38 protein-coding genes are annotated in these 25,333 nt (G+C 60.2%); 15 read left to right on the top strand and 23 right to left on the bottom strand.

Annotated elements, in window-relative coordinates; genetic code table 11:
• Positions 1-9: 9 nt before the first annotated feature.
• From EIC84_RS00355 to EIC84_RS00305, 12 genes are read right to left on the bottom strand one after another with little or no spacing between them, the layout of a single operon-like run.
• Positions 10-681, bottom strand: a complete 672-nt coding sequence (locus tag EIC84_RS00355) for a hypothetical protein (RefSeq protein ID WP_003071505.1) — start codon at positions 679-681, stop codon at positions 10-12.
• Positions 678-1,028: a hypothetical protein gene (locus EIC84_RS00350; RefSeq protein WP_003071503.1), complete on the bottom strand. Its 351-nt coding sequence runs from the start codon at positions 1,026-1,028 to the stop codon at positions 678-680. The genes EIC84_RS00355 and EIC84_RS00350 overlap by 4 nt, the downstream gene beginning before the upstream one ends.
• Entirely contained in the window at positions 1,025-1,366 is a 342-nt protein-coding gene (locus tag EIC84_RS00345; protein ID WP_003071500.1) for a hypothetical protein, read from the bottom strand. Before EIC84_RS00345 ends, EIC84_RS00350 begins: the two co-directional genes overlap by 4 nt.
• A gap of 3 nt (positions 1,367-1,369) precedes the next feature.
• A complete protein-coding gene (locus EIC84_RS00340; RefSeq protein ID WP_131361401.1) occupies positions 1,370-2,104 on the bottom strand; it encodes a hypothetical protein in 735 nt (244 codons plus the stop codon).
• Entirely contained in the window at positions 2,101-3,558 is a 1,458-nt protein-coding gene (locus EIC84_RS00335; RefSeq protein ID WP_003071495.1) for a packaged DNA stabilization protein, read from the bottom strand. The genes EIC84_RS00340 and EIC84_RS00335 overlap by 4 nt, the downstream gene beginning before the upstream one ends.
• A complete protein-coding gene (locus EIC84_RS25875) occupies positions 3,548-4,243 on the bottom strand; it encodes a hypothetical protein (RefSeq protein ID WP_003071492.1) in 696 nt (231 codons plus the stop codon). Before EIC84_RS25875 ends, EIC84_RS00335 begins: the two co-directional genes overlap by 11 nt.
• 3 nt (positions 4,244-4,246) lie before the next feature.
• Positions 4,247-4,498: a hypothetical protein gene (locus EIC84_RS00330; RefSeq protein WP_003071490.1), complete on the bottom strand. Its 252-nt coding sequence runs from the start codon at positions 4,496-4,498 to the stop codon at positions 4,247-4,249.
• A 55-nt stretch (positions 4,499-4,553) separates the two neighbouring features.
• On the bottom strand, positions 4,554-5,744 hold the full coding sequence (locus EIC84_RS00325) for a P22 phage major capsid protein family protein (protein ID WP_003071486.1): 1,191 nt from the start codon (positions 5,742-5,744) through the stop codon (positions 4,554-4,556).
• 17 nt (positions 5,745-5,761) lie between these two features.
• The gene (locus EIC84_RS00320) at positions 5,762-6,601 is read right to left on the bottom strand and encodes a hypothetical protein (protein WP_003071483.1); all 840 of its coding nucleotides are present in this window, start codon (positions 6,599-6,601) and stop codon (positions 5,762-5,764) included.
• Positions 6,598-8,772, bottom strand: coding sequence for a portal protein (locus tag EIC84_RS00315; RefSeq protein ID WP_003071481.1), 2,175 nt, complete (start codon positions 8,770-8,772; stop codon positions 6,598-6,600). Before EIC84_RS00315 ends, EIC84_RS00320 begins: the two co-directional genes overlap by 4 nt.
• 2 nt (positions 8,773-8,774) lie before the next feature.
• A complete protein-coding gene (locus EIC84_RS00310) occupies positions 8,775-10,085 on the bottom strand; it encodes a PBSX family phage terminase large subunit (protein WP_003071478.1) in 1,311 nt (436 codons plus the stop codon).
• Positions 10,082-10,555 (bottom strand): terminase small subunit, encoded by a 474-nt coding sequence (locus EIC84_RS00305; RefSeq protein ID WP_003071475.1) that lies wholly within the window; start codon positions 10,553-10,555, stop codon positions 10,082-10,084. The genes EIC84_RS00310 and EIC84_RS00305 overlap by 4 nt, the downstream gene beginning before the upstream one ends.
• A gap of 16 nt (positions 10,556-10,571) precedes the next feature.
• Here EIC84_RS00305 and EIC84_RS00300 point away from each other — a divergent pair, with 16 nt between their 5' ends.
• Positions 10,572-11,084: a hypothetical protein gene (locus EIC84_RS00300; RefSeq protein WP_131361399.1), complete on the top strand. Its 513-nt coding sequence runs from the start codon at positions 10,572-10,574 to the stop codon at positions 11,082-11,084.
• Between the two features lie 93 nt (positions 11,085-11,177).
• Here the strand turns inward: EIC84_RS00300 and EIC84_RS00295 are convergent, their stop codons facing one another.
• The 11 genes from EIC84_RS00295 to EIC84_RS00240 all read right to left on the bottom strand — a co-directional run bounded on the left by EIC84_RS00295 (position 11,178) and on the right by EIC84_RS00240 (position 16,387).
• The gene (locus tag EIC84_RS00295; RefSeq protein WP_131361397.1) at positions 11,178-11,360 is read right to left on the bottom strand and encodes a hypothetical protein; all 183 of its coding nucleotides are present in this window, start codon (positions 11,358-11,360) and stop codon (positions 11,178-11,180) included.
• Positions 11,361-11,517: 157 nt separating this feature from the next.
• Positions 11,518-11,901 (bottom strand): hypothetical protein, encoded by a 384-nt coding sequence (locus EIC84_RS00290; RefSeq protein ID WP_003071470.1) that lies wholly within the window; start codon positions 11,899-11,901, stop codon positions 11,518-11,520.
• Between the two features lie 265 nt (positions 11,902-12,166).
• Complete coding sequence (locus EIC84_RS00280; protein WP_003071465.1) at positions 12,167-12,628, bottom strand: recombination protein NinB; 462 nt, start codon at positions 12,626-12,628, stop codon at positions 12,167-12,169.
• A 1-nt stretch (position 12,629) separates the two neighbouring features.
• Positions 12,630-12,815: a hypothetical protein gene (locus tag EIC84_RS00275; protein ID WP_003071461.1), complete on the bottom strand. Its 186-nt coding sequence runs from the start codon at positions 12,813-12,815 to the stop codon at positions 12,630-12,632.
• A gap of 97 nt (positions 12,816-12,912) precedes the next feature.
• Positions 12,913-13,413, bottom strand: a complete 501-nt coding sequence (locus EIC84_RS00270; protein WP_003071456.1) for a hypothetical protein — start codon at positions 13,411-13,413, stop codon at positions 12,913-12,915.
• A gap of 17 nt (positions 13,414-13,430) precedes the next feature.
• Positions 13,431-14,402 carry a DnaB-like helicase C-terminal domain-containing protein gene (locus EIC84_RS00265; RefSeq protein ID WP_003071453.1) on the bottom strand — a complete coding sequence of 324 codons (972 nt, stop codon included), beginning with the start codon at positions 14,400-14,402 and terminating at the stop codon, positions 13,431-13,433.
• A gap of 351 nt (positions 14,403-14,753) precedes the next feature.
• On the bottom strand, positions 14,754-15,428 hold the full coding sequence (locus EIC84_RS00255) for a hypothetical protein (RefSeq protein ID WP_003071450.1): 675 nt from the start codon (positions 15,426-15,428) through the stop codon (positions 14,754-14,756).
• 1 nt (position 15,429) lies between these two features.
• A complete protein-coding gene (locus tag EIC84_RS25870; RefSeq protein WP_003071448.1) occupies positions 15,430-15,597 on the bottom strand; it encodes a hypothetical protein in 168 nt (55 codons plus the stop codon).
• A gap of 16 nt (positions 15,598-15,613) precedes the next feature.
• The gene (locus tag EIC84_RS00250; RefSeq protein WP_131361395.1) at positions 15,614-15,829 is read right to left on the bottom strand and encodes a hypothetical protein; all 216 of its coding nucleotides are present in this window, start codon (positions 15,827-15,829) and stop codon (positions 15,614-15,616) included.
• Positions 15,830-15,859: 30 nt separating this feature from the next.
• Positions 15,860-16,102, bottom strand: a complete 243-nt coding sequence (locus EIC84_RS00245) for a hypothetical protein (RefSeq protein ID WP_003071440.1) — start codon at positions 16,100-16,102, stop codon at positions 15,860-15,862.
• A 3-nt stretch (positions 16,103-16,105) separates the two neighbouring features.
• Positions 16,106-16,387 carry a YdaS family helix-turn-helix protein gene (locus tag EIC84_RS00240; protein ID WP_003071438.1) on the bottom strand — a complete coding sequence of 94 codons (282 nt, stop codon included), beginning with the start codon at positions 16,385-16,387 and terminating at the stop codon, positions 16,106-16,108.
• A 53-nt stretch (positions 16,388-16,440) separates the two neighbouring features.
• On the opposite strand from EIC84_RS00240, the gene EIC84_RS00235 reads away from it, so the two are divergent.
• The 14 genes from EIC84_RS00235 to EIC84_RS00175 all read left to right on the top strand — a co-directional run bounded on the left by EIC84_RS00235 (position 16,441) and on the right by EIC84_RS00175 (position 25,290).
• Positions 16,441-17,109 (top strand): S24 family peptidase, encoded by a 669-nt coding sequence (locus EIC84_RS00235; protein ID WP_237704535.1) that lies wholly within the window; start codon positions 16,441-16,443, stop codon positions 17,107-17,109.
• Positions 17,106-17,645 carry a hypothetical protein gene (locus EIC84_RS00230; RefSeq protein ID WP_131361393.1) on the top strand — a complete coding sequence of 180 codons (540 nt, stop codon included), beginning with the start codon at positions 17,106-17,108 and terminating at the stop codon, positions 17,643-17,645. The genes EIC84_RS00235 and EIC84_RS00230 overlap by 4 nt, the downstream gene beginning before the upstream one ends.
• Positions 17,646-18,015: 370 nt before the next feature.
• Positions 18,016-18,399 (top strand): hypothetical protein, encoded by a 384-nt coding sequence (locus EIC84_RS00225; RefSeq protein ID WP_003071429.1) that lies wholly within the window; start codon positions 18,016-18,018, stop codon positions 18,397-18,399.
• A gap of 346 nt (positions 18,400-18,745) precedes the next feature.
• Positions 18,746-19,393 carry a hypothetical protein gene (locus EIC84_RS00220; RefSeq protein ID WP_003061545.1) on the top strand — a complete coding sequence of 216 codons (648 nt, stop codon included), beginning with the start codon at positions 18,746-18,748 and terminating at the stop codon, positions 19,391-19,393.
• A 289-nt stretch (positions 19,394-19,682) separates the two neighbouring features.
• Positions 19,683-20,060 (top strand): hypothetical protein, encoded by a 378-nt coding sequence (locus EIC84_RS00215; protein WP_003061543.1) that lies wholly within the window; start codon positions 19,683-19,685, stop codon positions 20,058-20,060.
• The gene (locus tag EIC84_RS25865) at positions 20,057-20,206 is read left to right on the top strand and encodes a hypothetical protein (RefSeq protein ID WP_003061541.1); all 150 of its coding nucleotides are present in this window, start codon (positions 20,057-20,059) and stop codon (positions 20,204-20,206) included. The genes EIC84_RS00215 and EIC84_RS25865 overlap by 4 nt, the downstream gene beginning before the upstream one ends.
• A 2-nt stretch (positions 20,207-20,208) precedes the next feature.
• Positions 20,209-20,451, top strand: a complete 243-nt coding sequence (locus tag EIC84_RS00210) for a hypothetical protein (RefSeq protein ID WP_003061539.1) — start codon at positions 20,209-20,211, stop codon at positions 20,449-20,451.
• Positions 20,451-20,708: a hypothetical protein gene (locus EIC84_RS00205; protein WP_003061537.1), complete on the top strand. Its 258-nt coding sequence runs from the start codon at positions 20,451-20,453 to the stop codon at positions 20,706-20,708. Before EIC84_RS00210 ends, EIC84_RS00205 begins: the two co-directional genes overlap by 1 nt.
• A complete protein-coding gene (locus tag EIC84_RS00200) occupies positions 20,705-21,004 on the top strand; it encodes a hypothetical protein (protein ID WP_003061535.1) in 300 nt (99 codons plus the stop codon). The genes EIC84_RS00205 and EIC84_RS00200 overlap by 4 nt, the downstream gene beginning before the upstream one ends.
• The gene (locus EIC84_RS00195; RefSeq protein WP_003061533.1) at positions 21,001-21,336 is read left to right on the top strand and encodes a hypothetical protein; all 336 of its coding nucleotides are present in this window, start codon (positions 21,001-21,003) and stop codon (positions 21,334-21,336) included. Before EIC84_RS00200 ends, EIC84_RS00195 begins: the two co-directional genes overlap by 4 nt.
• Before the next feature lie 158 nt (positions 21,337-21,494).
• Entirely contained in the window at positions 21,495-22,403 is a 909-nt protein-coding gene (gene bet, locus EIC84_RS26590; protein WP_034361228.1) for a phage recombination protein Bet, read from the top strand.
• A complete protein-coding gene (locus tag EIC84_RS00185; RefSeq protein WP_003061530.1) occupies positions 22,400-24,211 on the top strand; it encodes a lambda-exonuclease family protein in 1,812 nt (603 codons plus the stop codon). Before bet ends, EIC84_RS00185 begins: the two co-directional genes overlap by 4 nt.
• 69 nt (positions 24,212-24,280) lie before the next feature.
• A complete protein-coding gene (locus EIC84_RS00180) occupies positions 24,281-24,955 on the top strand; it encodes a hypothetical protein (RefSeq protein ID WP_003061528.1) in 675 nt (224 codons plus the stop codon).
• Entirely contained in the window at positions 24,952-25,290 is a 339-nt protein-coding gene (locus EIC84_RS00175) for a hypothetical protein (protein WP_003061527.1), read from the top strand. The genes EIC84_RS00180 and EIC84_RS00175 overlap by 4 nt, the downstream gene beginning before the upstream one ends.
• Positions 25,291-25,333: the final 43 nt, after the last annotated feature.

Genomic DNA, 25,333 nt, shown 5'->3' with positions numbered 1-25,333 from the left:
GCTGCTTCCTTATTTGAACGGATTCCAGCCCAACATCCCAGCACCACCTGCCAGACCGGCGAGAGAGCCGAACGTATTGCCCACGGTGTTGCCTTGGGCGATATAGCCAGAAGCACGGGCATTTCCTGCGCCCGTGACGTTCTGGCCCATGGTCTGGGCTGTTTGCTGGCCCTGGTTGCCAATGGTCTGTGTTGCCGTCTGCCCCGTCCCTGCAACCCCAGAAAGGCGGTTGAACCGGTTGGCCATGTCGTTGTTCCAGCGGTTGTACGAGTTCTGATATTCGTTGCTTGCTGTGTCCTGGCCGAAGCGATTCAACGCCTTGAGCGTGGCGCCTGACAGAGAAGATCCGCGTGCTGCGGCGCTGTTGTCGATGGTCTTCTGTCCTTCAGACTGACGGAACGCATAGCCGGGATCGGCCTGGAAGTCGTTCATCGTGAAGCTGCGATTGAAGTCGCCGCCTGGCTGCAGGCCGGCCACCAGTTGGGACAAGGTGCCCATGCCGGCTTCACGCCAAGGAGCCATGTCCGCCCGGTTCTGGTCGTACATCTCCTTCTGGAGCTGGTTTGCTTCGCGAGCCGCCTGAATCTGGGCATTTGCCGCCTTGTCAGCGCCTTCCGCTGCTTGATTGGCGCCCGTGATGCCGCCAAAAACATCACCAATCAGATCGCCTACAAAGCTCATGGTGTTCTCCAATACAAATTGACGCCCCTGCTCTGAATGCCGAGCTTGAAGCCCAGCCCCACGGCCAGGCGTATCGCCGGCGTGTTCCATTCAGCGATGGGGGCGAAGAGGATTTCTCGGTTCTGCAGTGCTTGGCGCACGATGCGACGGACTGCCAGACCGCAGGGCTTGAGGCTGGCCACATGGATGACGTTGCCTTCAAAGATCACGGCACCGCATGGCTCCGGGTCGAATAGGCCCCAGAACTCTGTCTGCTTGGCACGCTCCGCGAATGTCGGGTCATAGCTGGCCATGGCCTGGGCTGCCGCCTCTGCGCAGGCCTCGTCATACCCAGGCCGCCCGATCACGTCTTGCTCATCTCAATGACCGAGCCATAGACGCTCACAGCGCTGGCGGTGTCGGCCAGGGCCTGCAGGGTGTCTCCCGGGTTCAGGTTGTGGTTGAGGTGCGGGCATGTCCAAGCCTCGTTGGGGGCCAGAACATACGGAGGAACCACCCGGTTTTGCGTGCCTGGTGCACTTCCGGCCTTCACCAGATAGACACTCACGCTCACGGCGCTGGCTGTCTGGTTGGACAGCGTGACGCTGGACAGACGGGCCACAGTGTTGGCCGGGGCTGTGTAAAGAACGGACGCACTTGTGCTCAGCACCGCGTCTTGGACGCTGGCGCGTTGATTCATGAACATGGGTCAATCTCCTATGAGTCCGTGGGTTCGCATGGCCGTGACCAGCGCGTCGACGGCGGTGCTGACGGCCTTCACGGCGTTGTCATTGGTCTGTGCCTGGGATTGGCTGTATGCCGCCCCCATGGTCTGGCCGGCGTATGCGGTGAATGCTGGGTTTCCTGGAACCCGCGCTCCCACCACCTGCTGGCCACCGACCAGGAACGATGCGGCCTCTGAAGTGCCGTCGACCTTCTGGGTTCCATGCACTACAGAGTTCAGATCTACTTCGGAAGCACCATTCACATGCAGGCCAGAACGGAATCGCGCGTTGCCCGTCTGGTCGCTTTCTCCGTTGACCTGAAAAACCGCCGCACTGTCATTGATGCCTTTGCGAATGCGCACATTGCCGCTATCCATGGCCAGGTCGGTTTCTCCAAGAACTTTGATGCGGGCAAAGGTGTCAGGCGATATGGCTATAGGTGGCGTAGCCATGAACTGCTCTAGCCCACCCAATGCCATCATCATCATGGCCTGCCTCAAGTCTCTTGCCTGAGCCTCCAGGGCGCCAATGCGCTCCAACAGCTCGTCATAGCTCTGCAGCGCCACGGCATCGCCATAGAGTTCCTGGTTGGAGAAGCCCTGGGGCCCACCGACACGCTGAAACATGCCTAGGAACCATGCCATCCATTCCCGAGTAATCCTCCCCTGGTCATCAACCAGAGGCACCCGCGCAGCAGGGATGCTGATGTTTTCACTCATGAGACCTCCATGCGCGCCTTGATGATGTTGACCGGCACAGGGTCGGTCACCAGCACCCTGAACACGCGGTCACGAGCGGCTCCAAGACGGCGCCACATGGCACGGGTCCTGCGTTCACCAATACGGCCCATGGCCGTCCAGTGCTCGCTGCTCCAGGTATGAGCGCCATCGTCTGACCACTGCAGCATGGCCTGGGGATCAGATCCCTGACCATCCACCAGGCCTACGCCTGTCTCCATGACGATCTGCATGGAATGAACGCGCCGGCGGTTTCCGTCACCCTCGATGTACGGAGCGACACGGATGCGGGGGATCAACTCGCCATCAGCGCCATCCCCAAATGCTTCATCCCTGAAATGGTTCAGGTCCAGCGCATACAGCCGGCCGGTGGTGTGGTCGCCGACCAGGTGCTCACCAGCGAAATGCGCGTGGACATGGCCGCGCACCCGGTGCTGCAGGTTCATGCCAGTGTTTTCGCGCCAGGACCGCTCATGCCATAGGTTGGCCGCCACGTCGTAGACCCAGGTGGCATCCGCCGAGGGGAAGCTGATCACATAGAAGCTATGGCCGGCCTGCTGGTAAGTGAACGCTATCGCATCGTCAATGCGCGCGTATTCCTCCCAGGCCTCCTCGATGGGGAAAGTGCTGACCCGCTGCGGGGTGTATCCGTTGGCCCGCCACAGAATGCCCTGGCCACGATCATCGGCACCCAGCCAGAAAACGGTGTTGTCCAGCTTGGTAATGCTCTTTGGGGCGGCACAGCCATGCTCAATGAAGGCGTTGCTGATGCGCGCCAGGGGGAAATCCGGGTCGCCGCTGGTGTACCAGACCTCGGTGGTCGATTCACCAAAAAGCCAGAGCTCTCGATGGTCGGCTATCTGGCCCACCAAGTTGTCGGGTGAGCCTTCGGCCGTGGCGAACTCCAGTGCATCAATCTTGGTGCCGTAGAGCTGACTGACAGCAAATTCACCAGTACCAGGGCGCGGCCAGACGAACCGGCCATCCAGAAAGTCCACGGTTTCGGCGCCGGTGAAGCTACCGTCCGGGTCTTCTGTCGTGTCGATCTGCTTGAGCGCCCAGGTCGCAATGGTGAGGAAATAGCCGGGGCTGCTGGCCCCCGTCACGATCATGACCTGCTTGCCATTGCTGGCCATGCCGACCAGGCCAGAACCCGCCACAGAGCCAACCTCTGTGATCACCTTGCCGGCAGACACGCGGTACAGCTTCGATCCGCTCACCACCAGCAGCAAGCCGGCCACCTTGAGCTCGCCGCGGATGGGCCCTGTGCCGACGTCCAGCCACTTTCGATGACCCGGCGTGGTGGTCAGCATGGCAACGCTGCGGGATGTGCCCGACTCGGAAAGGACCGGGTACAGGTTGACCGATCGTTGTGCATCCCAGTTCAGACTGCGGCTGGTATAGCTTCCACCGACAAATGGGAAATCAACGGCCATAGTAGAACTCCGCCATGCCATCGCGATTGGCTGTGATGGCCACATCGAAGGTGGCAACCGCTGGCTGCAGGTTTGCGCGCTTGATATTGGCCTTGGCGGTCTGCGCCAGGGCAGCCAGACCTTCCGGCACCTGGAAGCCGTATTCGCCGCACACATTCACCGCGAGGTTCAGCACCATTGCATGGTTCCAGCCAGGTGGCAGATCCAGCTCTTCATTGACATCGGTGATCTGCACGATTGGTGCCGTGACCCGAAGATGAAGCTCACCGCTGTCCGGAACAGGCCAGATCTGGATGACACCATCCGGCATCGCGCCCTCATAGCTAAACCAGAACGAGTCCACATCCGTTTCGTCCTTGTGCAGGATCGAATCCAGGAACTCGGGCGCCGCCTGATTCATAGATGTGTCTCCCACGCTGGTGCGCAGGAAGGCAGACACGACTGCATTCGGCCGCACTGCTACCAGGGTGCCACTGGGGCCAACGGTGATCCGGGACAGACCTGCCACCGGGATAACCATCTCTTTCGTGCCGAACACGGTCAGACGCTCAAGGCTCCAGCTGTCCAGCATGTCGCTCAGCGTGGTCACCGCATCCTGTAGCTCTGCAGCCGTTGGCGTCTCGCCGGATGCAACCACACCGGCGCGGATCAGCGCGCGCTGCGCAATTTCTCCAGCTGTGCGCATGGCTTAGCCCTCCTGGCCGGTGGCCGCCTGGTCGGCTTTCGCCTTCTTGCCTCGGCTCGTGGTCGTGACCGTCGTTTGCACCTGGCCGGTGGCCGCCTGGTCGCCAGATTGCGAAGCGCCGCCCGTCTGAGGGGCTTCGGGCGCCTTGCCGAAATCATGCCAGCCTTGGGCTCGTGCCTCGGCTTCCTGGTCAGCATCTTCAACAGCGCGATAGCTGTCGCCCTTATAGAGGGCCTTGGGGTATTCCTGGAACATTTCCACTCCTTGAAAGAAAAGAGGCCCCGAAGGGCCCCTTTGATTCGCAGCCAGATCACTCGGTGACACGAACCGCATGCAGCGGGCGCACGGCGGCGAAGCCATACAGCACATCGATACGGGTGTTTTCGAGGTCATTCGTGAAATCGCCACCAGTCATCACGCGCACGCTGATGCCGTTGGGAAGGCGTGCGGTGTAGCCTTCGCAGCCAGCCAGCACACCGAGTGGCGCTGTAGCCACGGTGAAGGCGTCCTTGTGGAACATCAGCGACTGGCGGTAGCCAGTGGATGCCGAGCCAACCAGCGTCAGCGCAGCCCCGTTTGCCGGAGAGGCGGTCACGTTCTTGCCAGGGCCTGCAGGGATGATGGGGGGGTAGATGCCCAGCGTGGTGCTGGCTGCGTCACCGGTGGCCACGAACTGCTGCAGCTTGCCTGTGTTCTCGCCCGTCAGGGGGTGCACCGCAAACACGCCGGCAATCGTGAACAGCTGGCCCTTGATGAAGCCGGGCGTAGTTGCCGCAATGGTCAGGCTGTTGCCCGTCTGACCAGCACCGTTCACCGTCACCGTGGCTGCTGCACCGTTGGTAACCACAGGCACGCTCTGGTGTTCGTAGAAATCCGAGCCCATCGCACGTCCCAGAGATCCTTCCAAGAAGGCTTTGGAGTTGGCTGCCTGGGGGTTGAACAGCTTGCGCGCTTCATCGGTCAGGCTAACGTTGATTTCGGAACTGATCAGAGTAGAACGATCCGCTGCCGGAGTCAGGTAGCGCTGCAGTACGGCGCGTGCTTCAGCAAAGGTCTTCATCGTGCTGATGGCGGTTCCAGGGGTGCCCACCATATTGGGGGTGGCCACAACCGCGCGGCGGATCAGGTCAGCCTCGACAACCGATGAGAGCGTTGTCATCTGAGGGCGCAGAATGCGCTCCTTGAAGTCCGTGATGTCCAGTAGCTTTTCCTTGGCGCCGAACTTGATGCCGATGTGCTTTTGAGTGTCCAGCACCAGAGGCACCTTGTCCTCGATGACGTCGGTAGCCGCGCCGCCACCGGCGAAGGTCTTGCCATCGAAGACCACGCCGGCGCGAGGCACTTCGATATCAACCTTTTCGCCCTTCTTGTAGCCGTTGATGGCCTCGCCGAACTCATCCTGGCGACCGCGATTCACGTTCGCCAGGAAAGGGGATGTTTCCTCCAGCATCTTGGCGGCTTCGCGCGCAATCATCTGGTGGGTGAGGATGGTATTTGCCATGGTGTGGCCCTTTCAAATCATTTGCGTTGAGATGCGTACCACTCGGCGTCACTCATAGCCTCAGGGGGCTTCAGGAACTGGCCGTTACCGCCGCGCACCGGGTTAATCGGTGCCGGCGCGTTGGTGGTGCGCTTTTGAGGGGGTGGCTGTTCGCCTTGAGGCTTGCCCAACTGGGCTTCCAGGCGCCCGATCTCACGGGCGGCCTGCAGCGGGCTCATGTCGTTCAGGCGCTGAATGGCGTCAGGGTCCTTGGCAAGGTGGTACGCCAGCTGGGGGCCGTACTCAGAATCCAGGATGGACTCGAGCACATGCTCTGCAGTGGGAACTTCGCTTGCGCCAACGACCTTGGCGAAGTCCGGCATGGACTCGGCGCTTTCGGCGACACGCTGCTGGTAAAGCTCAATGCGAGTGGATTGGTGCTTGGCCTGGGCTTCGTTCTCGCGCTCGGCAGCGGTCTGCTGCTTGTGCGCATTGAATCGCTGCTCAACCTTCCAATCCGTCATTGCCTCCAAGTACTCGTCTTCGCTGGCAAAGTCAGTGCGGGCGGGTTTGGGTGCGTCTTGCGACGAGAGGGCGCCCTGCTTGGCGGCATGCTGTTCGCGCCAGAACTTCGCTTCGCGCTCGGCTTCATGGGCCTTGCGGGTCAGCTCATTGATGCGCTTTTGCACGCCACCATTCTTTTGCTGCTGCTCGACAGTCTCGGATTGCTCCTGGCCTTCGCCGGGCTGCTGTTCGCCGCCTGGCTGCTGTCCTTCCTGGTGCTGCTCGGCTTGCTGCTGGGATTGCTCCTGGCCGCTGGCTGGCTGCTCCTGGGGAGCGTCATTGGTGGGGACGGGGTCCATCGTTTGCACGGTCATTCCGCGATCTCCTGCCCGGTGAGTTGCGGGCCATCCGGTAGCCCTTCTCCCGCAAATGGCGCGATCTCAGACCCTGCGGGCGGCAGGTCTGCGCGAATTTCTTCAGGCCCAGAAACGTCAAAACCCGCACTTGGCGGGTTTTGTTGTGGTTCGGGAATCTGTTGAGGCGGTGAACCAATCGGAGGTGGCGGCATGCCGGTCTGCGCAGCCGCGGCGACCAGGGCCGGCGGCGGCACCATCTGCTGGACCAGCATCGAAACCATGCCCTTCAGCTCTTCCACATCAAGCTTGGCCTGGGCGTTGATCTCAGCCACACGCTCACGGCTTGCGGCATCGATGCGCGCCTTCTCCAGGCCGCTCTGGGCTTGCTCCAGCTCCTGGGTGAGCCCTTGGATCGTCTGATCCATCTGCTGAAGCTGCTGCTGTACCTCAGGAGGCAGCTGTGGCTGTTCGCCCTCGCCGTCGTCGGTGATGTTGGGCGGGATGGTCTTCTTGATGCGCTCAGCGATCTCTTCGGCGCCGGGCCAGTCCATGCTGGCCACAACCTTGTCGCCGGCCACGTCCATCAGCTTGGGCCAGGACTGCGCGAACTGCGTCATTGCCTCGGCGGCCTCCTGGCGCTGCGTGGTGTAGCTCGGGCCCGCAGTGATCGTGACGTCGTACTTGCCGACAGTCAGGTCGTTCAGGATGCGATCGACACCCCCTTCATCCTTGACCGTCGCATTGATCCGAGCCGTGCTGATCTCTTCGTCCTCGCCTCGTATGCGGATGACGCGCTCACCGTCATAGATGTGCGGGATCATCTCCACCAACACCCTGCCGCAATGCTTGATGGCCCGGTTCAGGTTGTCCACGAAGTGATAGTTGGCCGTGTCGCCCTCTTTCTGGCGGGCCAGGATCGCGCGGCCGCTGGTCTCGTTGCCCTGGGCGCCCAACGAAGCGTCGTAAAGGCCAGTCGTGCTCTTGAGGTTGTCACGAGCATGCATGGCCATCTGCAGCACGCCCACCGGGACGTCGGCCATGGGCTGACGCTGGGGAGGCGGCGCAAGCTGGCCGTTCAGGCTGACCGGCTCATATTCAAGATAGGCTTGACTGGAGCGGTTGGCATTGGTCCATTGCTGCTCAACGCCTTCGAACTGGCCCTTCGCGCCAACCCATGGCGTCTTCGGACGCATGGCCACTTCCTCCGTGGCCGATGTCATCCAGAAGTTGTACATGCGGGCCGGGTCCTTGGCATTGCGGATCACGCCCCAGCGGTGCACCTGGCCCTCAACGTCCAGCTCTTGTCCATAGACCGGGAAAACGGGGATCCAGCTTCCGGGTATTTCTGCCTCTTCCAGGACATCGCAGCCAGTGATCTTTGCCCACTTGACCTTGCGGCGCATGCTGGGCCGGGTCTTGGCGCTGACGGCCTTGGCATCCTCGCTGAGGTCAGACTTCCAGGCGGTGCTGCCGTCTTGCATCAAGACCAGGGTGTCCGAGGTCAGGACGATGCGGTAGTACTCGGCCACGATGATCCCGTCATCGCGCACCCATCCCTGCTTGTAGGTGTCGCCCACGCCTTGCCACTCGACTCCATCGGTGACCTTGGCATTCGGGTACTCGCGCTTGAATTGCTCTGTGGGGATCAGGTCTGTCAGGAAGCAGTAGCGCATGTCCGATGCCACTGGGCACTGGGCGAATGGATCGATGTAGACGCTCAGCGGGTTTCGGATGCGCTGGAAGCGGATCACCTGATCGAAGCTGTTAGGGGCCTCGTATTCGGTGATCAGTCGCCAGACACCGAAGCCGCATGCCGCAGCCGAGTTGACCGCCGTGTCGTAGGCCGCGTCTGCATCGCTGCTGTATTCGATGTGGCGAATCAGGCCCTGAAGCACCTGAGCCGTCTCGACGTCCGCGCCGTCGTCCACAGGGTGAACCTTGATGGATGGAGTGTTCTGGCGCTGGTCATTCGTCACCTGCTGCAGGATGGCCGGCAACTGGTTGAAGGTCATGCAAGGGCGACCTTCCATCTCACGCTGCTTCACTGCCTGCGCGGGCCACTGGTTCTTGCCGCCCAGCAGGAATTTGAGGTCATCCAGCGCTTCATAGCGTCCAGAGCTCTCGGCATCCACACAGGCGCGCATGCGCTCCCGAGCATCTGTCAGGATGTCATTGTCAGAAGTGGCCATGTCTATCCCATCCAGCCAGACGCCACGGGCGCAGGCTTGCTTGTCTTGATCTTTGGCGGCTGCCAATCGCAGCACATGAGCCCGAAGGCGTCGGAGCCGTGGCTTGACCAGTCGTGCTCTGGGCCCAGGCCGATTCCTCGCTTTTCATCGCGCTTCTCGTGGTACCAGCCCAGGGCCGCCAGGCCACCGGAACAGCTCTCTTGGTTGAACCAGATGCTGGGAAACAGCTGGCGCGCGGCTTCGACCCGCTTGAGCGCAGCGCCCTTACCTTGGTTCGGGATCGTGGTCACGGTGTAGCCAAGGCGGCGCAGCTCGCTCGCCGGCGTCACAGCGAACACCACATCGGAGCGGTCTCCGTCATGTGGCAACCATATGTCCAGGCGATCAGACTTGTAGCCACGGTCATGCAGCCACTGCACATGCGTCGCCATGGGCTGTCCCTGGGCCTCGTAGTAGTCCAGCACGCGCACCTGCAGGCCGACAAACTGGACGATCCACATGGCGAAGCTGTCGGCATTCCGGCCCGTGCCGCCAATGTCCACATAGGCCCGTAGGCGCATGCTGGGGTCAGCCGCCACCACGCCAAGCCTGCCCTCTGCCTTGGCTGCTGTCAGCTGCTTGGCGAAGTAGGCGCCCTCATTGACCGTCTCGTAGCCGCCTTCCCAGATGTGGTCGTACTTGTCAGGCTGCTGCCTCAGGCAGTCCAGGCGCTCTTGCTCGAGCTCTGCAGGAAACCAGGGGTTGTCCCGCCAGTTGGCTTGCACCACCAGGGCGCCTGTGGGCAGCTCAGCAGCGCGCAACATGCGGTCCACCGGATCCATTGCAAAGCGCGGATTCCATCCGAACCAGAGCTGTGAGCCCGGTGCGCGCATTGTTGGCCGCAGCAGGTCCAGGCTTCGCTGTGTGGCAGTCTGCGCCTCTTCCCACCATGCCCGCTTGAAGCCTTCCAGCGATTTCACGCTGTCGGCCGTGTAGTCGTTCATGCCCTTGAAGATGATCAGGCCGTCGCCAGGCGTCGTGATGACGTCCTTGTAGACCCGGAAGCCATCGGCCGACCCCAGGTTCAGCGCGGATAGCTTGCCCTCGAGCAACGCCTTGCTGGACTGGCTCAGATCCTTCTGCACCTCACGGATGCACACTGATCTCAGGCCCTCTCCACCACTGGCCCCAGGCTCATACAAGCAATCCTCGATCAGCATCTCGCCGAAGAAATGGGACTTCCCAGAGCCCCGGCCGCCGTGCGCGCCCTTGTAGCGGGCAGGCTCCAGCAGCGGCGCAAACACTCGCGCCGTCTTCAGGTCCAGCGTTCTCATGCCTTGGGGTCCACGATGGTGCGCGTGACGCGCGAGACTGTCTCGACCGGGCCGCCGTTGGCACCGGTGAGCTCGACCTTCTCCTTGAACATGCCGATGTGCTTTCCGAGCAGCTCCAAGGCGCCCTTGGCAGCAGCAGCCTCGAAGACCTTCACATCAAGCTCGATGGTCTTGGGAGGCTTCCCGGAGACCCGCAGGATCTCTGTCACCCGCATAGGCTTCTTGCCCATGGCCATGTCGCGCAGCTCTCGCAGTCCGCTGATCACTTCATCCTGGGTGACGCTGTTGCGGTCAGCCCTTTTTTCCATGGCGGCCTTGATCGCTTCAGCGATTTCAAGTTTCTTCAAGTTTTGCTCGCCGATCTGGCCAGCTGTCTTTTGGCTGTAGCCAGCCCTGATCGCGGCCTGAGTCGCGTTCAGGTCAATCAGGTACTCGGCCACAAAGCGCTCTTGCTTTGGGGTGAGTGCCATAGGAGTATGTAAATATGTGGATATGGAAACAAAAACTCTTTTAGATCGCAACCTTCAAGCCACGATATTGAAGGCTCTTGCTGAGAAATATCCGTTTGATCTTGATGACATAACTGCGGAAATAAGGCGCTGGCACCCAGATTTCACAGTCGTTTATGCCAACCTTCACTATCTGAAGCAGCATGGACTGATTGACATGAAGTCCGAGCACATGTTTGGCGGCAAAGTCGGCATCCTCGCCCTCTTAGCTACGCATAAAGGCATGGATTTCCTTTTGGATGATGGCGGTTTATCAAAGATCCTTGATGTGGTCACCGTCAAGCTACATGAGGACACCTTGACGGCTTTATTACAGCGGCGCATCGAAGAATCAAACCTCCCCGTAGAAGAAAAATCCACGCTCTCTAAAAAGCTCTCCTCTTTAGGAGAAGAAGGCGCAAAACACCTCTTGACCAAGGCTTTGGATTACGGGCTAACTCAAGCGCCGAATGCCATGAACTGGTTGTCGGAATCGATCAAGGCAATGTAGATAACTGCCATTTAATAGGTGCCACCACACAGGCCTAGCGTCCCATGTGTCAGTGCATGCTTTGCCGGACGCGCCTGGTGGTGGCGAAACTGCTCAGAGGGCTTCACGAGCCTTTCGCTCTACCTCCGCCTTGCGATCGAGCTGCACGCGGCGTTTGGCCAGCTTCTTCTGCTGTGGCGAGAAAGATCGCAGCCATGTGCGGAACCGTTCCCAGCGTGATGGACGCACCATCTGTGCGTAGCAGCGCTTTGCCCGTTGAAGTTCGAGTTCGGTCATAGCGGGAATAAAAAAGCCGCCGAGGCGAACCTGGGCGGCAGGTGCCGGCTTTCGGCCAGCAGGAGACAAACGAAAAAGCCCCGGCGGTTGAGGCCAGGGCTTTGGAATTTTTGGGCGCAACGGCCCGAGACGTATTCTGCACGAACTGTTTTTTGCGTCAACCCCCTAAAACGCCTTTTGCCATCAGGCCGCGCGTGAACAGGTTTCGGGCCTCCATCAGCAGAATCTGGCGCTCCTCCCAGTTGGCCGGGAGCCTGGGGCTGCTCCACACCTGGGCGCGGCTGTGAAGGTTGCGCGCCTGGAATGCCAGGGCTGTACGGTGGGGCTGAGGAATGGCATCCATCACGGCGTCCACAGTTTCCATGCATGGGCCATCCCCATCACTACCCGCCGGTCCAAGGGCGCAGGACGGGGAGCGGCTGGGGTAGCCCTCGGCAATCGTGTCGCCGGCTGACCAGATGTGCCACTCCCTCAGGATCTCGTTGAGCAAGTCGTTCAGCTGGCACTCATCGATGTGCTGGTGTTCTGCCACTGCGTTCATATTTGCTCCTATTTTTCTAGCATCAAGCGCTTGACTGTTATGTTCAGCGCTGCGATTTCATCCATCTTCTTGATAGCCCATATGCGCCTCTGGCCGTGCCAGCCCATGAGGGAGCCGGTGTGGCAGCTGGGGCACAGAGCAACAGCTGTGTATTGCTGGCCCTGATTGATGTGGTGGGCTTCGCTGGGGCCGGGTTCATCGCAGACGCTGCAGGGCAGCTGCTTCACCCGGGCAAGGTGCTCGCGCTCGGCGTTGGTCAGGCGGTTCAGCACTGGTCGCCCTCCCATGGCTTGAAGGCCACACCCGCCTCAGCGCCGAATGCATACAGCCATTCGATGAAGCCGCGGGCCAGCTTGTCGGTGAAGTCCTTGGACTGGGTGCCCAGCATCACGGTCTCACCGCGCAGGCCACGACCGATACGCAGATCACCGAAGCGTGCCCACTCGTCGCAGAACTGGGAATCGCGCAGGGTGTCCATGCGGAAGGCGCTGATTAGGATGCGCTTGGCGTCGTCGGTGTTGGATAGGTCGCCGCCCACATGCGCGCTGATCTGGTTGATGAGGCTGTGGAAGTGGCGGCTGTGGCGTTCTTGCCGGCGCTCGGGTCGGAGCTCGAGCACCAGCCGGCGGCCATCGGCCAGCACCTGCTTGGCTTGCTTCCAGGCGCTGATGATGGCGATGTGGCCCTGCTCTGGGGTCTTTAGGACAAGGGTGAGGCGGTCGCGCATATCACGATCCTTCCTGCTGGAGCAGCCCGTGCTCCACGATGCGCAGCGCGCCGATTGCAGCCGCCAGCGGGATCTGGCCGTCGTACTTGCCCAGCACTGCGTTCAGGTCGTCGACCAGCTCAGCGATCTGCGGGTAGGGCCGGCCGCCGAAGCTCTGGGGGATGACGTTGGATGAGGTCGTGTCCATGGTCAGTACCCATCCATGCTGTTGGAGACCGAGGCGATGCCGAGCCAGATGCCGATGACCAGGCCGGCCAGGAATGCGGGGATAAGCCAGAGCCAGCTCATACCAGCTCCACCTTTCCCCAGTGGGCCAGCAGCACCGCTTCGGCGCGGTTGTGGTCCTTCTGGCGTGTGAGGTTGCCGGCAGCTTCGGGGTGCAGCTTGCGGGCCATTTCCAGAGCTTTGGTCTTCTCGGAGCCTAGGCGGAACAGCTTTTTCCACGACTGGGGCGCGACATGCTCGGTCGGGTAGCCGAGGCACTCCAGCACGCTCTCGATCGCGCCCAGGCTACGCATCAGGCTGCCCTGGGTCTGCACCGCGTTGTTTGCGCCGCCCATGGTGTTGACCTTCTCCAGCACGGCCAGTGGCTTGCCTTCACCGGCCGGGCAGTGCTTCAGCAGCAGCTGGCAGAAGGCCTTGCCGTCGATCTTGCGCTTGACCAGCGCTTTCTCGCCGGCGCCAGGCACGGGCATGGTGGGCAAGTCGAAGATGGCCCGCACGCCGTTGTGGTCCATGACGGCGCAAGCACCTGTCAAACCTGGGTCAATTCCAATGATGATCATGATTCGTTGCTCCTGTTTTATTCGCTGGGGTCTACATAGAGTTGCAATGGGTCGGCACCATGGATGCCCAGGAACTGCTGGCTTGGCTTGTCGAACCAGAGGCCGATCTTTCCTTCCCACTCGCCGTTGCGCTGCTTGTCACAGATCAGAACCGTGTCCGGCTCCCGAACCTCGTCTTCTTCTGTGAGCTTGTTTTCTTCGCGCTTGCGCTCTTTGACCTTGTTGCGCCAGACCAGCACCACGTTGTCCACGAGGTCAGACACGGCGCCGGTGCCCTTGAGGTCGTATTTGTTGGGGGCGTGCTCTTCGTTTGCTGGCTTTTTGATGTGGTGCACCAGGTGGATGTGCACCCCGTAGTCGCGCGCGATGGCCGTCAGCTCGTCCACAAAAGCCTTTTGGCCGTTGTAGTCGTCCTCGCCCTGCACGCACTTCATGAGCGAGTCGATGAAGATCTGCGTGACGCCCAGCACCTTTGCGGCGTAGCGGGCCACTGCACACACATTCGTCCAGGCCACGGTGCCTTGCTGGTCGTAGAGCCATAGGCGCTGGTCCGTCCAATCGCGGAACTGCTCATACACGTCAAGCAGGTTCTTGATCGACTTCTCACTGCCACGGGCAGCCACGGCCTCGGGATTCATGCCTGCGAACTGACGGCCCATGCGCTCAAGAGTCCGCTCAGGCTTCATTTCGAACGAGGCGATGCAGATCTTTTCCCCTTGGGCGGCCAAGCTCAGGGCGACCATGCCGGTGACCATCGACTTGCCCTGACCGTTGGCGCCGGCCCAGACCGTGACTTCTCCAGGACGGAACTGCAACAGGCCATGGGTCTTTTTCCAAGGCATCAGGCGATGCTTCGCCTTCACTGGGTTCTGGATGCGGTCGATCAGCTGCTGCACCCACAGAGACGCTGGCAGAACTTTGCGCTGCGCTTCGGTTTCCTGCTCGTACTGAGCGAAATCGATGTCATCAGGTACGTAGACGTTTGCCATTTCCACCCTGCTCTTTCGTAAAAAACCAAACTTCGTTGTCTCGGGCACATGCCAAGGCGGCGGGCCCTGCATTGCGGATCGCGGCAAACAGGCGCTTTGCCCGTTCATCGCCTCTCCAGCAGTGCAGGTGCACTTGCAGGCCGATCAGGCATCGGAAGTCGAGCAGCTCTGGAACGTCGCGTTCATCGAGGTGAATGCATGGCTCTAGGTGCCCAGTGGCGGTATTTGGGGCGCCGTGCCAATTGCGCGAAAGCCAGGCGTCCAGCTCGCATTCCGTGTCTGTCACCCAGGCTGTTGCGCTGGGCAAAACGCCGGCTCGACGCATCTGCAGCAAAGGTTCTTGGCCCCGCATCACACGAAGCTCCCAATGGCGCTGCCCGGTTGGCCGGCGGCCGCCTTACCGCCCGGTTCGTCATCGAAACGCCCCTGGTTCAGCCAAGTCGACGGGTGCGGGATGAACTCCCCGCCGTCCCTCGTCCACTGGTCGCTCTGGGCCTGCTGGCGGATCGCGCTGAGCATTTTTTCGAGCAATGGCTCGTCAGGCTTTCGCTTCTCGAAGGCTTTGCGTGCAGCGTCCTTCCCAACTTTTTTCGGATAGGTCTCCCAGAAGGTCTCGAACAACGACGCGTGACTTGACGCGTCATTCCCTTCCTTTCCTTTCCTTCCTTCCTTTCCGCTTTCACGCGTGGTTGACGCGTGCTTCACGCGTGCCGGGATGATGCTTTCCGCCTCCCTGTTGTTGATGATTTGGTGCTTTGTGAAGCTTGGAATCTCCGCATAGACCTTTCCTTCGGCCTCGTAGAGCACCACAAGACCGGCGCTTGTCAGCTCCGAGCCAAGCACATCAACATCACAGTTGTCGCCTGGGAGGTAGCGCAATTTGAAGGTGCGAGGCTTCCATTCAAGGCGGCCATCGCGGTCAGCCTCACACCACAGTGACACGTAAAAGAGGCGTGCCAGCGGCGACAAAGACACGATGTCTTCGGACGTGAAAAATTCAGGTTTGATGGTTCTGATGCGAGCCATATCAGGCCCCCTTGTTTTCTTGCTGAACCAGCTTTAAGATCCGGTTCATTCGATTTAGGAAATGAATTGCCCTATCCCGGTTGCCTCCGAGATAGGCGACCTCCAAAAGAACGCCTGCACGCTTCGCCAAAAGCCGCAGGCGTTTTTCTTTGTGGTCGTTCGTATGCATAACTTTTGAGTAACTCTTAGTGCGCCGCACGGTTGCCAAACAGGCGCTGCAGCAGGCCCTTTGGTTGCGATTTGCGCAGGCTACGGGCGTGCTCTTGCAGCAGCTGCCTGCACGCTTCATCGAAAGAAATGCCGCGGTCTTCTGCTACTTTTTCAAGAGCAGCAATGTCTTGAAGTTCAAAGCCTTCAAGTGAGACTGGTGTCTCAGTAATGGTCGGTTTTGGCGGTGCCATGTCTGGTGGTCTCCCCAGTGATGTCATGGCTCACGCCGCCCGCAGGCATGAAAAGGCGTTGCCGTCAACGGGTTGGGCCAAACGTCGCGGCGCCAAAGAATTGCTCTCATGACGTTTCTCACGAGCAATCTCCAGCAAGGCCAGACGGAAGGCTTCGCTCTTCGACACCCCGCCATAAAACTCCACCAGGATGTCCAGCTCGGACTCTTCCTTCTCGTTGGTGCGCACCATTGCGCTGGGACGACGAACGAGTTCGCGCTTGCGGTAGGTCATCTTTCAGGCCTCTTGAGTAGTTGTGGTGGGGGAAACGGGGGCGGGCTGCTCTGGGGTCAGGTGCGCAGCGCCGGATCGGATGTAGGCCCAGTCGAGCTTCTGGGTAAGCCCTTCCCCTCGGACATCGCCGGAGGATTCGCGCTCAATCGCAACAGCGAGCTCAGGCGAACAGGGCTTGTGTCCATTCGCGACATTCGTGAGATGCCCGATGGTCGTTCCACAGCGCAAAGCAAACTCGCCGCGCTCGGTTGGCGACAACGCCATAAGGTATTTTTTGAGGTCCATGCCTCATTGCACCACATGGTGCAATTAGGTGTCAATACCAAATGGTGTCATTCATGATGTCTATTCGGGGCATGTCGTCTTTATCTGAGATCCGAAAACACAATCTGAACGCCCTTTGTGTGCGCAGAGGCTGGGTGAGCCGGAAGAACCCAGACGCCGGGTCCCCTTCCGACCTGGTAAATCTGCTCGGCCGTTCGTCCAGTTTCTGGAGCAACCGCCTTCAGGGGTCACGAGATATCGGGGCCGAACTTGCTAGAGAGATTGAGGAGAAGCTCGACCTCCCGAAATATTCGCTCGATGGAGATGAGGAGTCTTCTGATTTCGTCGGCGTGAGCATCTTGACCGTCGAAGTCGGTGCGGGCCCAGGCCGATTAGTTGAAATCGTGGAAGAAGCTGGAACCCTGCAGTTCCGCCGTGACTTCTTGCGCAATGCCGGTGTAAGCCCGGCCAACGCAGCAATAGTGACCGTGAGGGGCGCCAGCATGGAGCCCACCATAAAAGATGGTGCTGTACTTTTGATCAACAAGGCCGATCGAGAACCACGAGCCGGCCATATTTATGCCTTTAGCTGGGATGGCGAGATGATGGTGAAACGCTTTTTCAAGGTAAACGATGGATGGGTGGCTAGATCGGACAATCCCGACCATGATGACATCCTGATAGACGGTGCCACAGAAACTGCTGTGCAGGGGCGTGCGATTTGGATGGGAGCAAAACTGTGAAGCTTGACCTGTTCTCTGGTTTTAGAAGAATCACATATGCATTGATGGCCCTATGGGCGGCATCGGCCATAGCAGTTGGATTTCTAAACCCGCCAATGGACAGAGCAACCTTTGAAGTCCTCGCACTTGGCTTTCCACCAATTCTGATTGAAGACAGTAAATGTGAGTTTGAAGACAAGTATCAGCCGGTCACTTTGGATTTGCCTGGAAAGAAGGTGTATGGGTCCTTGTGCTTCAAGGCCCATAAATCTGATGATGGGAAGATGCTGATTCCTTACAAAGATCACACTTCCAAAGGCATGGTTTGGATGGACTCAAGCACTTCGGCGAATGTTCGTCTTTATGCTGATTCTGTCAGTGCAAATTTCCGTCCAACTCCTGAGCAGCTTGAGGCCCTGAACAGCATGCTTTTCAAGGGACGGATAGTTGATCTGCTAAAGCACTTTGGTTACGCACTAGGTGGGGCAGCCTTAATTTATCTGGCCGCCACCATCATCGGCTGGATAGCGCGCGGTTTCATCAGAAACCCTGCCTAAGCAACTTCATCCATAAACCGACCCGCCTCCTGGCGGGTTTTTTCATGCCTTCTTCAGGCACCTGAAGCAGTGCACCAAAAAAAAAGTAGCCTCAATGACACCAAATGGTATTGACATGCATGACACCGAATGGTGCAATACATCCATCGCAGCACAAAGCAGTAACGCAAAAGTGCAGCGGTCAAGCCAATGACGAGAGCAGCGAAGGAATCCCGTAGCTGAGCAGCCGCCGAGGTCTGCGTCTCTCTGAGGCCGGGGGTGGAAGCCTGCAGCGGCTGGGAGATCCTGCAGTGCCAACCGTCACGCGATACGGGACAAACCAGAGCGCCTTGAACCAGGGCGCTGCGGTTTGACCAACGAAAGGGCGTAAATGAGCAGCTTTGAACAACAAATCACCGAGCTCACGCTGAAGCGCGAGATCAACAAGCGGGAGCTCTTCGATAAGGAGGCTCTGCGGCTGAGGAACAAGGAGCGGTTTCTCGTCTACGGCGAGCACACCGACATCAAGGATCGCGTAGCTCTGGATTCTGAAATCGCCTGCCTGGAGGCCGACCGCCAGCGCACAAAGGTGGAGCTGATGAAGCTCAAGCTGATCGCCAAGGATCGGAGGAAGGCATCTCTGGTCGAGCTTCTGTGTGACGCTCTGGCCGCCCATGGCCTCAAGCATGAAATCACGGCCGCCACGCAGAAGGCAACCGAGGCGCTCCGAGAAGAAGGTCTCCTTGACGCCTACAAATCGAACTTGGGAATATGAGGTGACTGAAATGTGAGCGATTCGCCAGCATGCGGCATGCATGTGCCTTCCCCCGCAGGGCTTTAGCGGGGCCATCACGCAGGTGGACTGGACACGGTTCGACTCCGTGGGCTACACCGATGCGCCTTGCGCGCTAGGTCTAGGCGGCCCAGTCCACCGCCGTGATGGTGCCGGGGGTCGGCTCCCCGGTTCTTACAAACCAGGCCTGCAAGGCCCGGCTGGAATACTGCAAGAGGGTAATCGCACCGGTCTTAGGTGCCCATCATGAACACCCCGGGAAAGCAGCGGGGAACAAACACACAAGCGTCTTCACTAGAAGGCGCTTTTCTTTTTTCAAGGAGCCAAGATGCCAAATTGGGTCACGAACAAGGTTCAAGCTTCGCAGGCAGTGATTGAGGCCGCGACCAATCAACAAGGGCAGTTTGATTTCAGCAAAGCAATGCCCTCGCCATGCATCGTGGGAGCTGACTGGAATGGCATCAGCATCAGCGCTGAAACCATGGCAGAGGCCGTAGTTGGCCGCGCACTTTCAGTTAACCCGTTACTTCGGGCACTTGAAGCCCAAAGCCGCCAAGACGCCGATATCAAAAAGCTGGATGACGAGAGCTTTGAACAGTTCATCGGCATGCTGCGCAACCATCGAGCCTGCGGCTACCTGCACAACATGGACTTCGCTCGCAAAGAATGGGGCACGAAGTGGAACGCTTACGAGAGCGTGGTTGATGCACAGAGCGGGACTGCTCAATTCGACACCGCCTGGGCTTGTCCAAAGCCGATCTTCGTGGCGCTCTCCAAGCAGTTTCCCGAGGAAGTGATCACCATCACGTATGCAGACGAGGACATAGGCAGCAACTGCGGTGTGTTCAAGCTAAAAAACGGCGAAGTGATCGAGGCTGATGAGGCGCAGGCATGGCGCGATATGTCGGAAGAGCAAAAAGCAAAGTGGACAGCCTTCGCCTATGAGGTGAAAGGCTGGAAGCCCGACGAAGAATAGCGACCGCTGGCCACCAGCACGACTTGCCGGCGTAAGCGGCAGCTATCTGGCGTGACTGCTCGAGCAGGTACGGCAGCTCAGGAATGGGCCTGGGCTGGCGGCAATTAGGAACGCGGCGCTTGCGTCGTGGCGACAGTGGTCACACCAGATGGCGCGGCATTTCTTTAACCCTTGCGCATTTGTCTAGCTGGACCCTCATCTGGCGAACCGCTGCGTCGTCTATCTACTCCCCCTCACTTCGCAGTGAGCTTGCCACCTCAGGGTGGCTTTTTTATTCCTGGAGCTTGTCATGAACGCCCGACCTCCTATCTATCTCGGCCCCACGCCAAACCCTCATGCAGACGCCGAGCGCTGGAACGATGAGCAGGAGGCTGCCAACGCTCTGCACGAGACTGCAGCCGTCCAGGCGCCTGGCATCGTGGCGCGACAGTTCGCCAAGGTGGTCAAGCCTGGGGACTGGTTCGACAAGTACGCCTTCGCCGGCGGCATGAGCGCAGACGAGCTGCTGTATCAGGCCATGGAAGCCAGTGATGACGCGACGCAAGCCGCCTTTTCTGAGCTGATGGTGAGCCCCGCGGCCCAGCAGCTGCGCGAGGCCATCGCCAACCACTTCGCAAAGCTCCACGCCTTTGCGATCTACACCGACTATCTGGAGGACCTTCAATGACACCCGCTCAACGAGTAGCCCAGCACCCAGCCCTTGCCGAGTTCTGCGCCCAGCAGGTGCTGGCCCAGATGGCAGAGCCGCTGTCCCCCGAGCAGATCCGCGCTGCTCTGGCCCCTGAAACCGAAAACCAGTATGAGGCGATCTAGCCATGGCGAAAAAACTCATCCCTGCCAGAACGATCGTGATCTGCGACTGCTGCGGCAATGAGCGGGATCAATCAAATGGGCGTCTTGAGGCCAAGGTTGATATCTTCCGAAATGGTCTGGATGCATATGGCCATGCCGTCGCCAGCAATAACGCAAGCTATGACCTCTGTGATACCTGCATGATTGCTGTCGGCAAGGCGGTGCAACAGGTATTCAATGGTGCCAACCCAGAAGGAGCCACCTGATGCCCTCCCCCATCCAACTCCAGCGCCTCCCACGCCGCAAGAAGCCCGCACCCAAGCGGGCTTTGTTGTTTCTGGCCCTGCTGCTAATCGTGCTGTGCACCGGACTGGCCGGTTGCAGCGCCCAGGCGGCTGATGCACCGATCACCACTTCAGCCGCCGACCTCAAGCGTGCTGCCGCCGGCGCGTGGCTTTGCCCAGGGATGCATGCCGAGTGGCTCGATACGCAGACCGTTCAATGTTTGAAGGAAAAGCCATGAATCAGAAGAACAACGGCGGCACGGCATTCCCTATGCAGGATGGTCAGGCCATCCATGCCTATGCCGCCGCAAAGCTGGACGCCGCGCCGGAAGGTGTTAACCGCGACTCGTTTTACACGCAAGCCAGAGCCGAAGCCATTTCTGGCATGAGCCTGCGTGACTATTTCGCGGCCAAGGCAATGCAAGGCTCGATCGCAGACTCCTGCGGCGTCCACACCGCTCTCGATCCTGCAATCCGCGCAGTCTGGGCATATCAGATGGCCGATGCCATGCTCAAGGAAAGGGAAAAGCCATGACCGAAGCAAAGCACACGCCGGGGCCTTGGGTGGTTTGCATCCAGGACGATGATGACAAAGCGTTCGAGATTTTTGCCGAGAGACAGCTTGTTAATGGCCGAATTTCGGCTGAAAAGTGGGATGACGCGGTAGCTCGCGCTGGACTGAATCACAAAGAATTCGAAGCCAATGCACGCCTGATTGCCACAGCGCCGGATCTGCTGGAGGTCGCCAAGGATTTCCAAGAGGCGCTCCAAGAGCTGGGCCTCTTCTGTGAATGCGGCGAAGCTGATTGCAGAACGACGCGCCTGCGAGCCGCCATCGCCAAAGCCACAGGTCAGCCCTATGACTGAAGCGCTCGCCCTGCTCTTCATCGCTCTCGCCTTCTTCGCCCTAGCCAGGAAGCCATGAGCAAAACAGACACCAAGCCCGGTACCGCCCGGGCTTTTCTTTTGTGGGTGGCCAGCAGCGCTGCCGCCCTCGTCGCCTTTATCACTCAAGTGAGGTTTTCATGAGCAGTGCTCTAGTTACGTTGACCCAGAAGTTAGCCGCCACCCTGGACATGGGCGATGGTGCTGGTCTGATCGAGACTCTCAAGGCCACGGCCTTCAAGGGCCAAGTATCAGATGCCCAGATGACCGCCCTGATGGTGGTCGCCAACCAGTACGCCTTGAACCCTTGGACGAAGGAAATCTACGCCTTCCCCGACAAGAACAACGGCATCGTGCCCGTGGTCGGCGTGGATGGCTGGAGCCGGATCATCAACTCGCACCCGCAATTCGACGGTATCGAATTTGAACAGGACGACCAGTCTTGCACCTGCGTCATCTTCCGCAAGGATCGCAACCGCCCTATCAAGGTGACGGAGTGGATGGCCGAGTGCAAGCGCGGCACCGGCCCCTGGCAGTCCCATCCGAAGCGCATGCTGCGCCACAAGGCCATGATTCAGTGCGCGCGCCTCGCCTTCGGATACGGCGGTATCTACGACCAGGACGAAGCAGAGCGCATCGTGGAAGCCCAGCCCATGGGTCAACGCCAACCCGTTGACATGGGGCAGGCAGAGGTGGTGCTGCCCGAGTGGCCGGCCGACAAATGGGCAGAGCGCCTGCCTCAGATCCTGAACGGAATCGCCCAGGGGAAGACCATCGAGGACGCCCTGGCGTGGCTTGGCAGCAAGGGCAAGGTGACTCCCGAGCAAGAAAAGGAGTTGCGCGACAAGGTTGCGGAGCTACAGCAGGCCGCCAACACCAGCACCGCGGCGCCTGACCATGAAAAGCTGGCCGCCGAAATCAAGGCCTGCACTGACCTGAACAAGCTGTACGACCTGGGCAACCAGATCGAAACCATTGCTGACCCGTCGCAGCAAGCCACCCTCACCGACATTTTCGACGCCCGCGTGGCAGAACTGGAGCAAGCATGACCATGCAACTCGTGAATCTCGTCCAGGGCAGCGCCGAATGGCATGCCCACCGCCGCAATCACTTCAACGCCAGCGACGCGCCGGCCATGATGGGATGCAGCCCCTACAAGAAGCGCTCGGATTTGATCAAGGAACTGGCCACGGGCATCACGCCTGAGATTGATGCAGCCACTCAGCGCCGCTTCAACGATGGGCACCAGTTCGAAGCCCTGGCCCGGCCGCTGGCTGAGCAGATCATCGGCGAAGACCTCTCGCCCTGTGTCGGAACCCGTGGCAAGTACTCTGCCAGCTTCGACGGCCTGACCTTCATGAACGACACGGCCTTTGAGCACAAGACGCTCAATGCCGACCTGCGCGAGCTGCTGGCGCGCGGCTGCGACGGCGCTGACCTGCCGCTGCAGTATCAGGTGCAGATGGAGCAGCAGGCCATGGTCTCCGGCGCTGAGCGCATCCTGTTCATGGCCAGCAAGTGGACGGCCGAAGGCCTGCCAGTGGAAGCGCTGCACTGCTGGTATGAGCCGAACGCCGAGCTGCGCGCCCAGATCATCGCCGGCTGGGAGCAGTTGGAGAAGGATGTGGCGGCCTACGATCCCAATGCCGAGCGCCCGGCCACCGTGGTGGCTGAGCCGATTGAAAGCCTGCCGGCCGTGGCTGTACAGCTGCAGGGCAGCTTGGCCGTTGTCTCCAACCTGGATCAGGTGGCCGTGGCCGTGCGTGCTTTCATCGACGGAATGGTGCCCAAGCCCGCTACCGATCAGGAATTCGCTGATGCCGAGGCGGAGTGCAAGGCCCTGAAGTCTGGCGAAGATGCAATGAAGGCAGCCGTGGCCAGCGCACTGGCCCAGGTCAGTGACGTGGAAGCCTTCACGCGCACCGCCAACGACCTGGCCAACCTGATGCGCACCACGCGTCTGGCCCGCGAGAAGCTGGTAACGGCCGAGAAGGAGGCACGCCGCACTGCGTTGGTGACGGATGCCAAGAAGGATCTGGACTGCCACATTGGTGAATTGGAGAAGCGCCTGGAAGCAATCGACGGCCGCCCCTGCCGATTCCCCCAGGTTGCTGCCGACTTCGCAGGCACAATCAAAGGCCTCAAGTCGCTGGACAGCATGCGCGACAAGGTGGCTGTGGCCCTGACCAATGCCAAGCACGAAGCCAACCAACTGGCCGACCGACTGGAAGCCAACCGCAAGCACCTGGTGCAAGAGGACGGCGACTGGATTGCTCTGTTCGCCGACTTCGCCACCGTGGGCACCAAGGCTGCAGAGGACTTCCAAGCCCTGGCCGCCCTGCGCATTGGCAACCACAAGCAGCAGGAGGCCGCCCGCCTGGAAGCCCAGCGCGATCAGATCCGCAAGGAAGAAGCTGCCAAGCTGGAGCGAGAAGCTGCAGCGGCAGAGCGCAAGCGCATCGAAGAGCAGGCCCAGCAGGAGAAGGCCGCGATTGCCCAGGCTCAGCAGGCCGGTGAACTGGCTCAACCCGTGGCTGACGATCTGGCAGGCCTGGTGCAGGACAAGGCAGTGGAAGGCATGGCCGGCATCGACGCCAAGCAGGCGATCAGCACGGCCAAGGCCAGCGCTGCAGCAGCTGACACCAGCCCGGTCATGACGCTGGGACAGGTCAACACGCTGCTCGAGGCCGCCGGCCTGGGCAAGATCAGTGCCGCCACGCTGGAGCATCACGGCATCCCGTTCACCCGTGAACGTGGAGCAGTGCAGATCACCGAAGCCAACGTCAAGCGCCTGGCGCTGCTGCTGTCTCTGGGCTTTCGCAAGCTGGCCGACGAACTGCAGGCAGTCACCGCCTGATCGACATCAATAGCAACCACCGCAAGCCTGCTCTAACCCAGCAGGCTTTTTCATTGAAAAGAGGATTCCATGGCCTTTGAACTGACCCACCCCACCAATGTCGTCATCACCAACGCCAATCCCCGCCGCGAGCTCCACGGCGAAGAGAAGGTGCGCGCCATCGACTTGGCATGCTCTCTGACCGGTGAGAACACGCTGCTGGACTTGATCGAGCCCGGACTGCGTGCGCACCACTACTGCAACAAGGCGGCCAAGGACGGCCAGAACGAGATCCCCGGCCTGGATATCCCGCTGCCGAACCTGCGCCACCCCCAGTTGCCGCTGCTGTACCACTATGGCAAGGGCCTGAAGTTCCGCGGCTACCGCCTCACCCAAGACTGGGGCCTGGACGAATACCACGTCGACTTCACTGATGTGGTGGTGTCGAACCTGCAGTACGAGCTCTCCGAGGGCGGCAGCGTCACCATCAAATGGACCATCTCGTACAACGGCGAAGAGCTGCAGGACAACGAGCTGTTCGGTGAGCTCTCCGGCCTGGCCGCCGAAGGCGAGATCTCCATCAAGCTGCTGGCCCCTGCCGAACTGGTCCAGGCCAAGAAGGGCTACCGGGCTGGCAAGCCGGACACGCCCAGCACAGGTGGCAACCCAGATCAGCGCGACATCGAGGACGACGAAGGTGGCGAGAAGCAGCAGACTCCCGAGGATGCATTTGCTGCTGCTGTGATTGGAGAGGCCCAGTCATGAACGCATTCGACCAAGCCAAGCCGCGCCGCAAGGTGCACAAGACCGTGAAGAGCATCGACGTTGAGCTCATCACGATCAAGAACGATCCCTTCCCCGGCCAGCGCGCATGCCCAGAAGGCAAGTATGCAGAGCTGTTCGCCAAGATGAAGCCCGGGCAATGTCTGTCCTGCGAGCCTGATGAAGTTCAGCCCCTGGGCGCGGCCATGCGCAAGTGGATCGCCAGCCAGGGCAAGGCCGACAAGCTCGAGGTGCGCACCATGTCGCGCTTCCCGGGTGATAGCCGGGGCCGTGTCTGGCTCATCGCCAAGGAGGCCAAGCTCCGAAAAGTCGCCTGACCAACAACACCCCAGCCCGCCGCCGCGGGCTTTTCTCATTCTG

It is taken from the genome of Comamonas sp. A23, from assembly GCF_004522605.1.
In the GTDB taxonomy this organism is placed as follows: domain Bacteria; phylum Pseudomonadota; class Gammaproteobacteria; order Burkholderiales; family Burkholderiaceae_C; genus Comamonas; species Comamonas thiooxydans.
The sequence above is the reverse complement of the archived record's forward strand: the minus strand, read 5'-3'. Positions and strand labels throughout refer to the sequence as shown.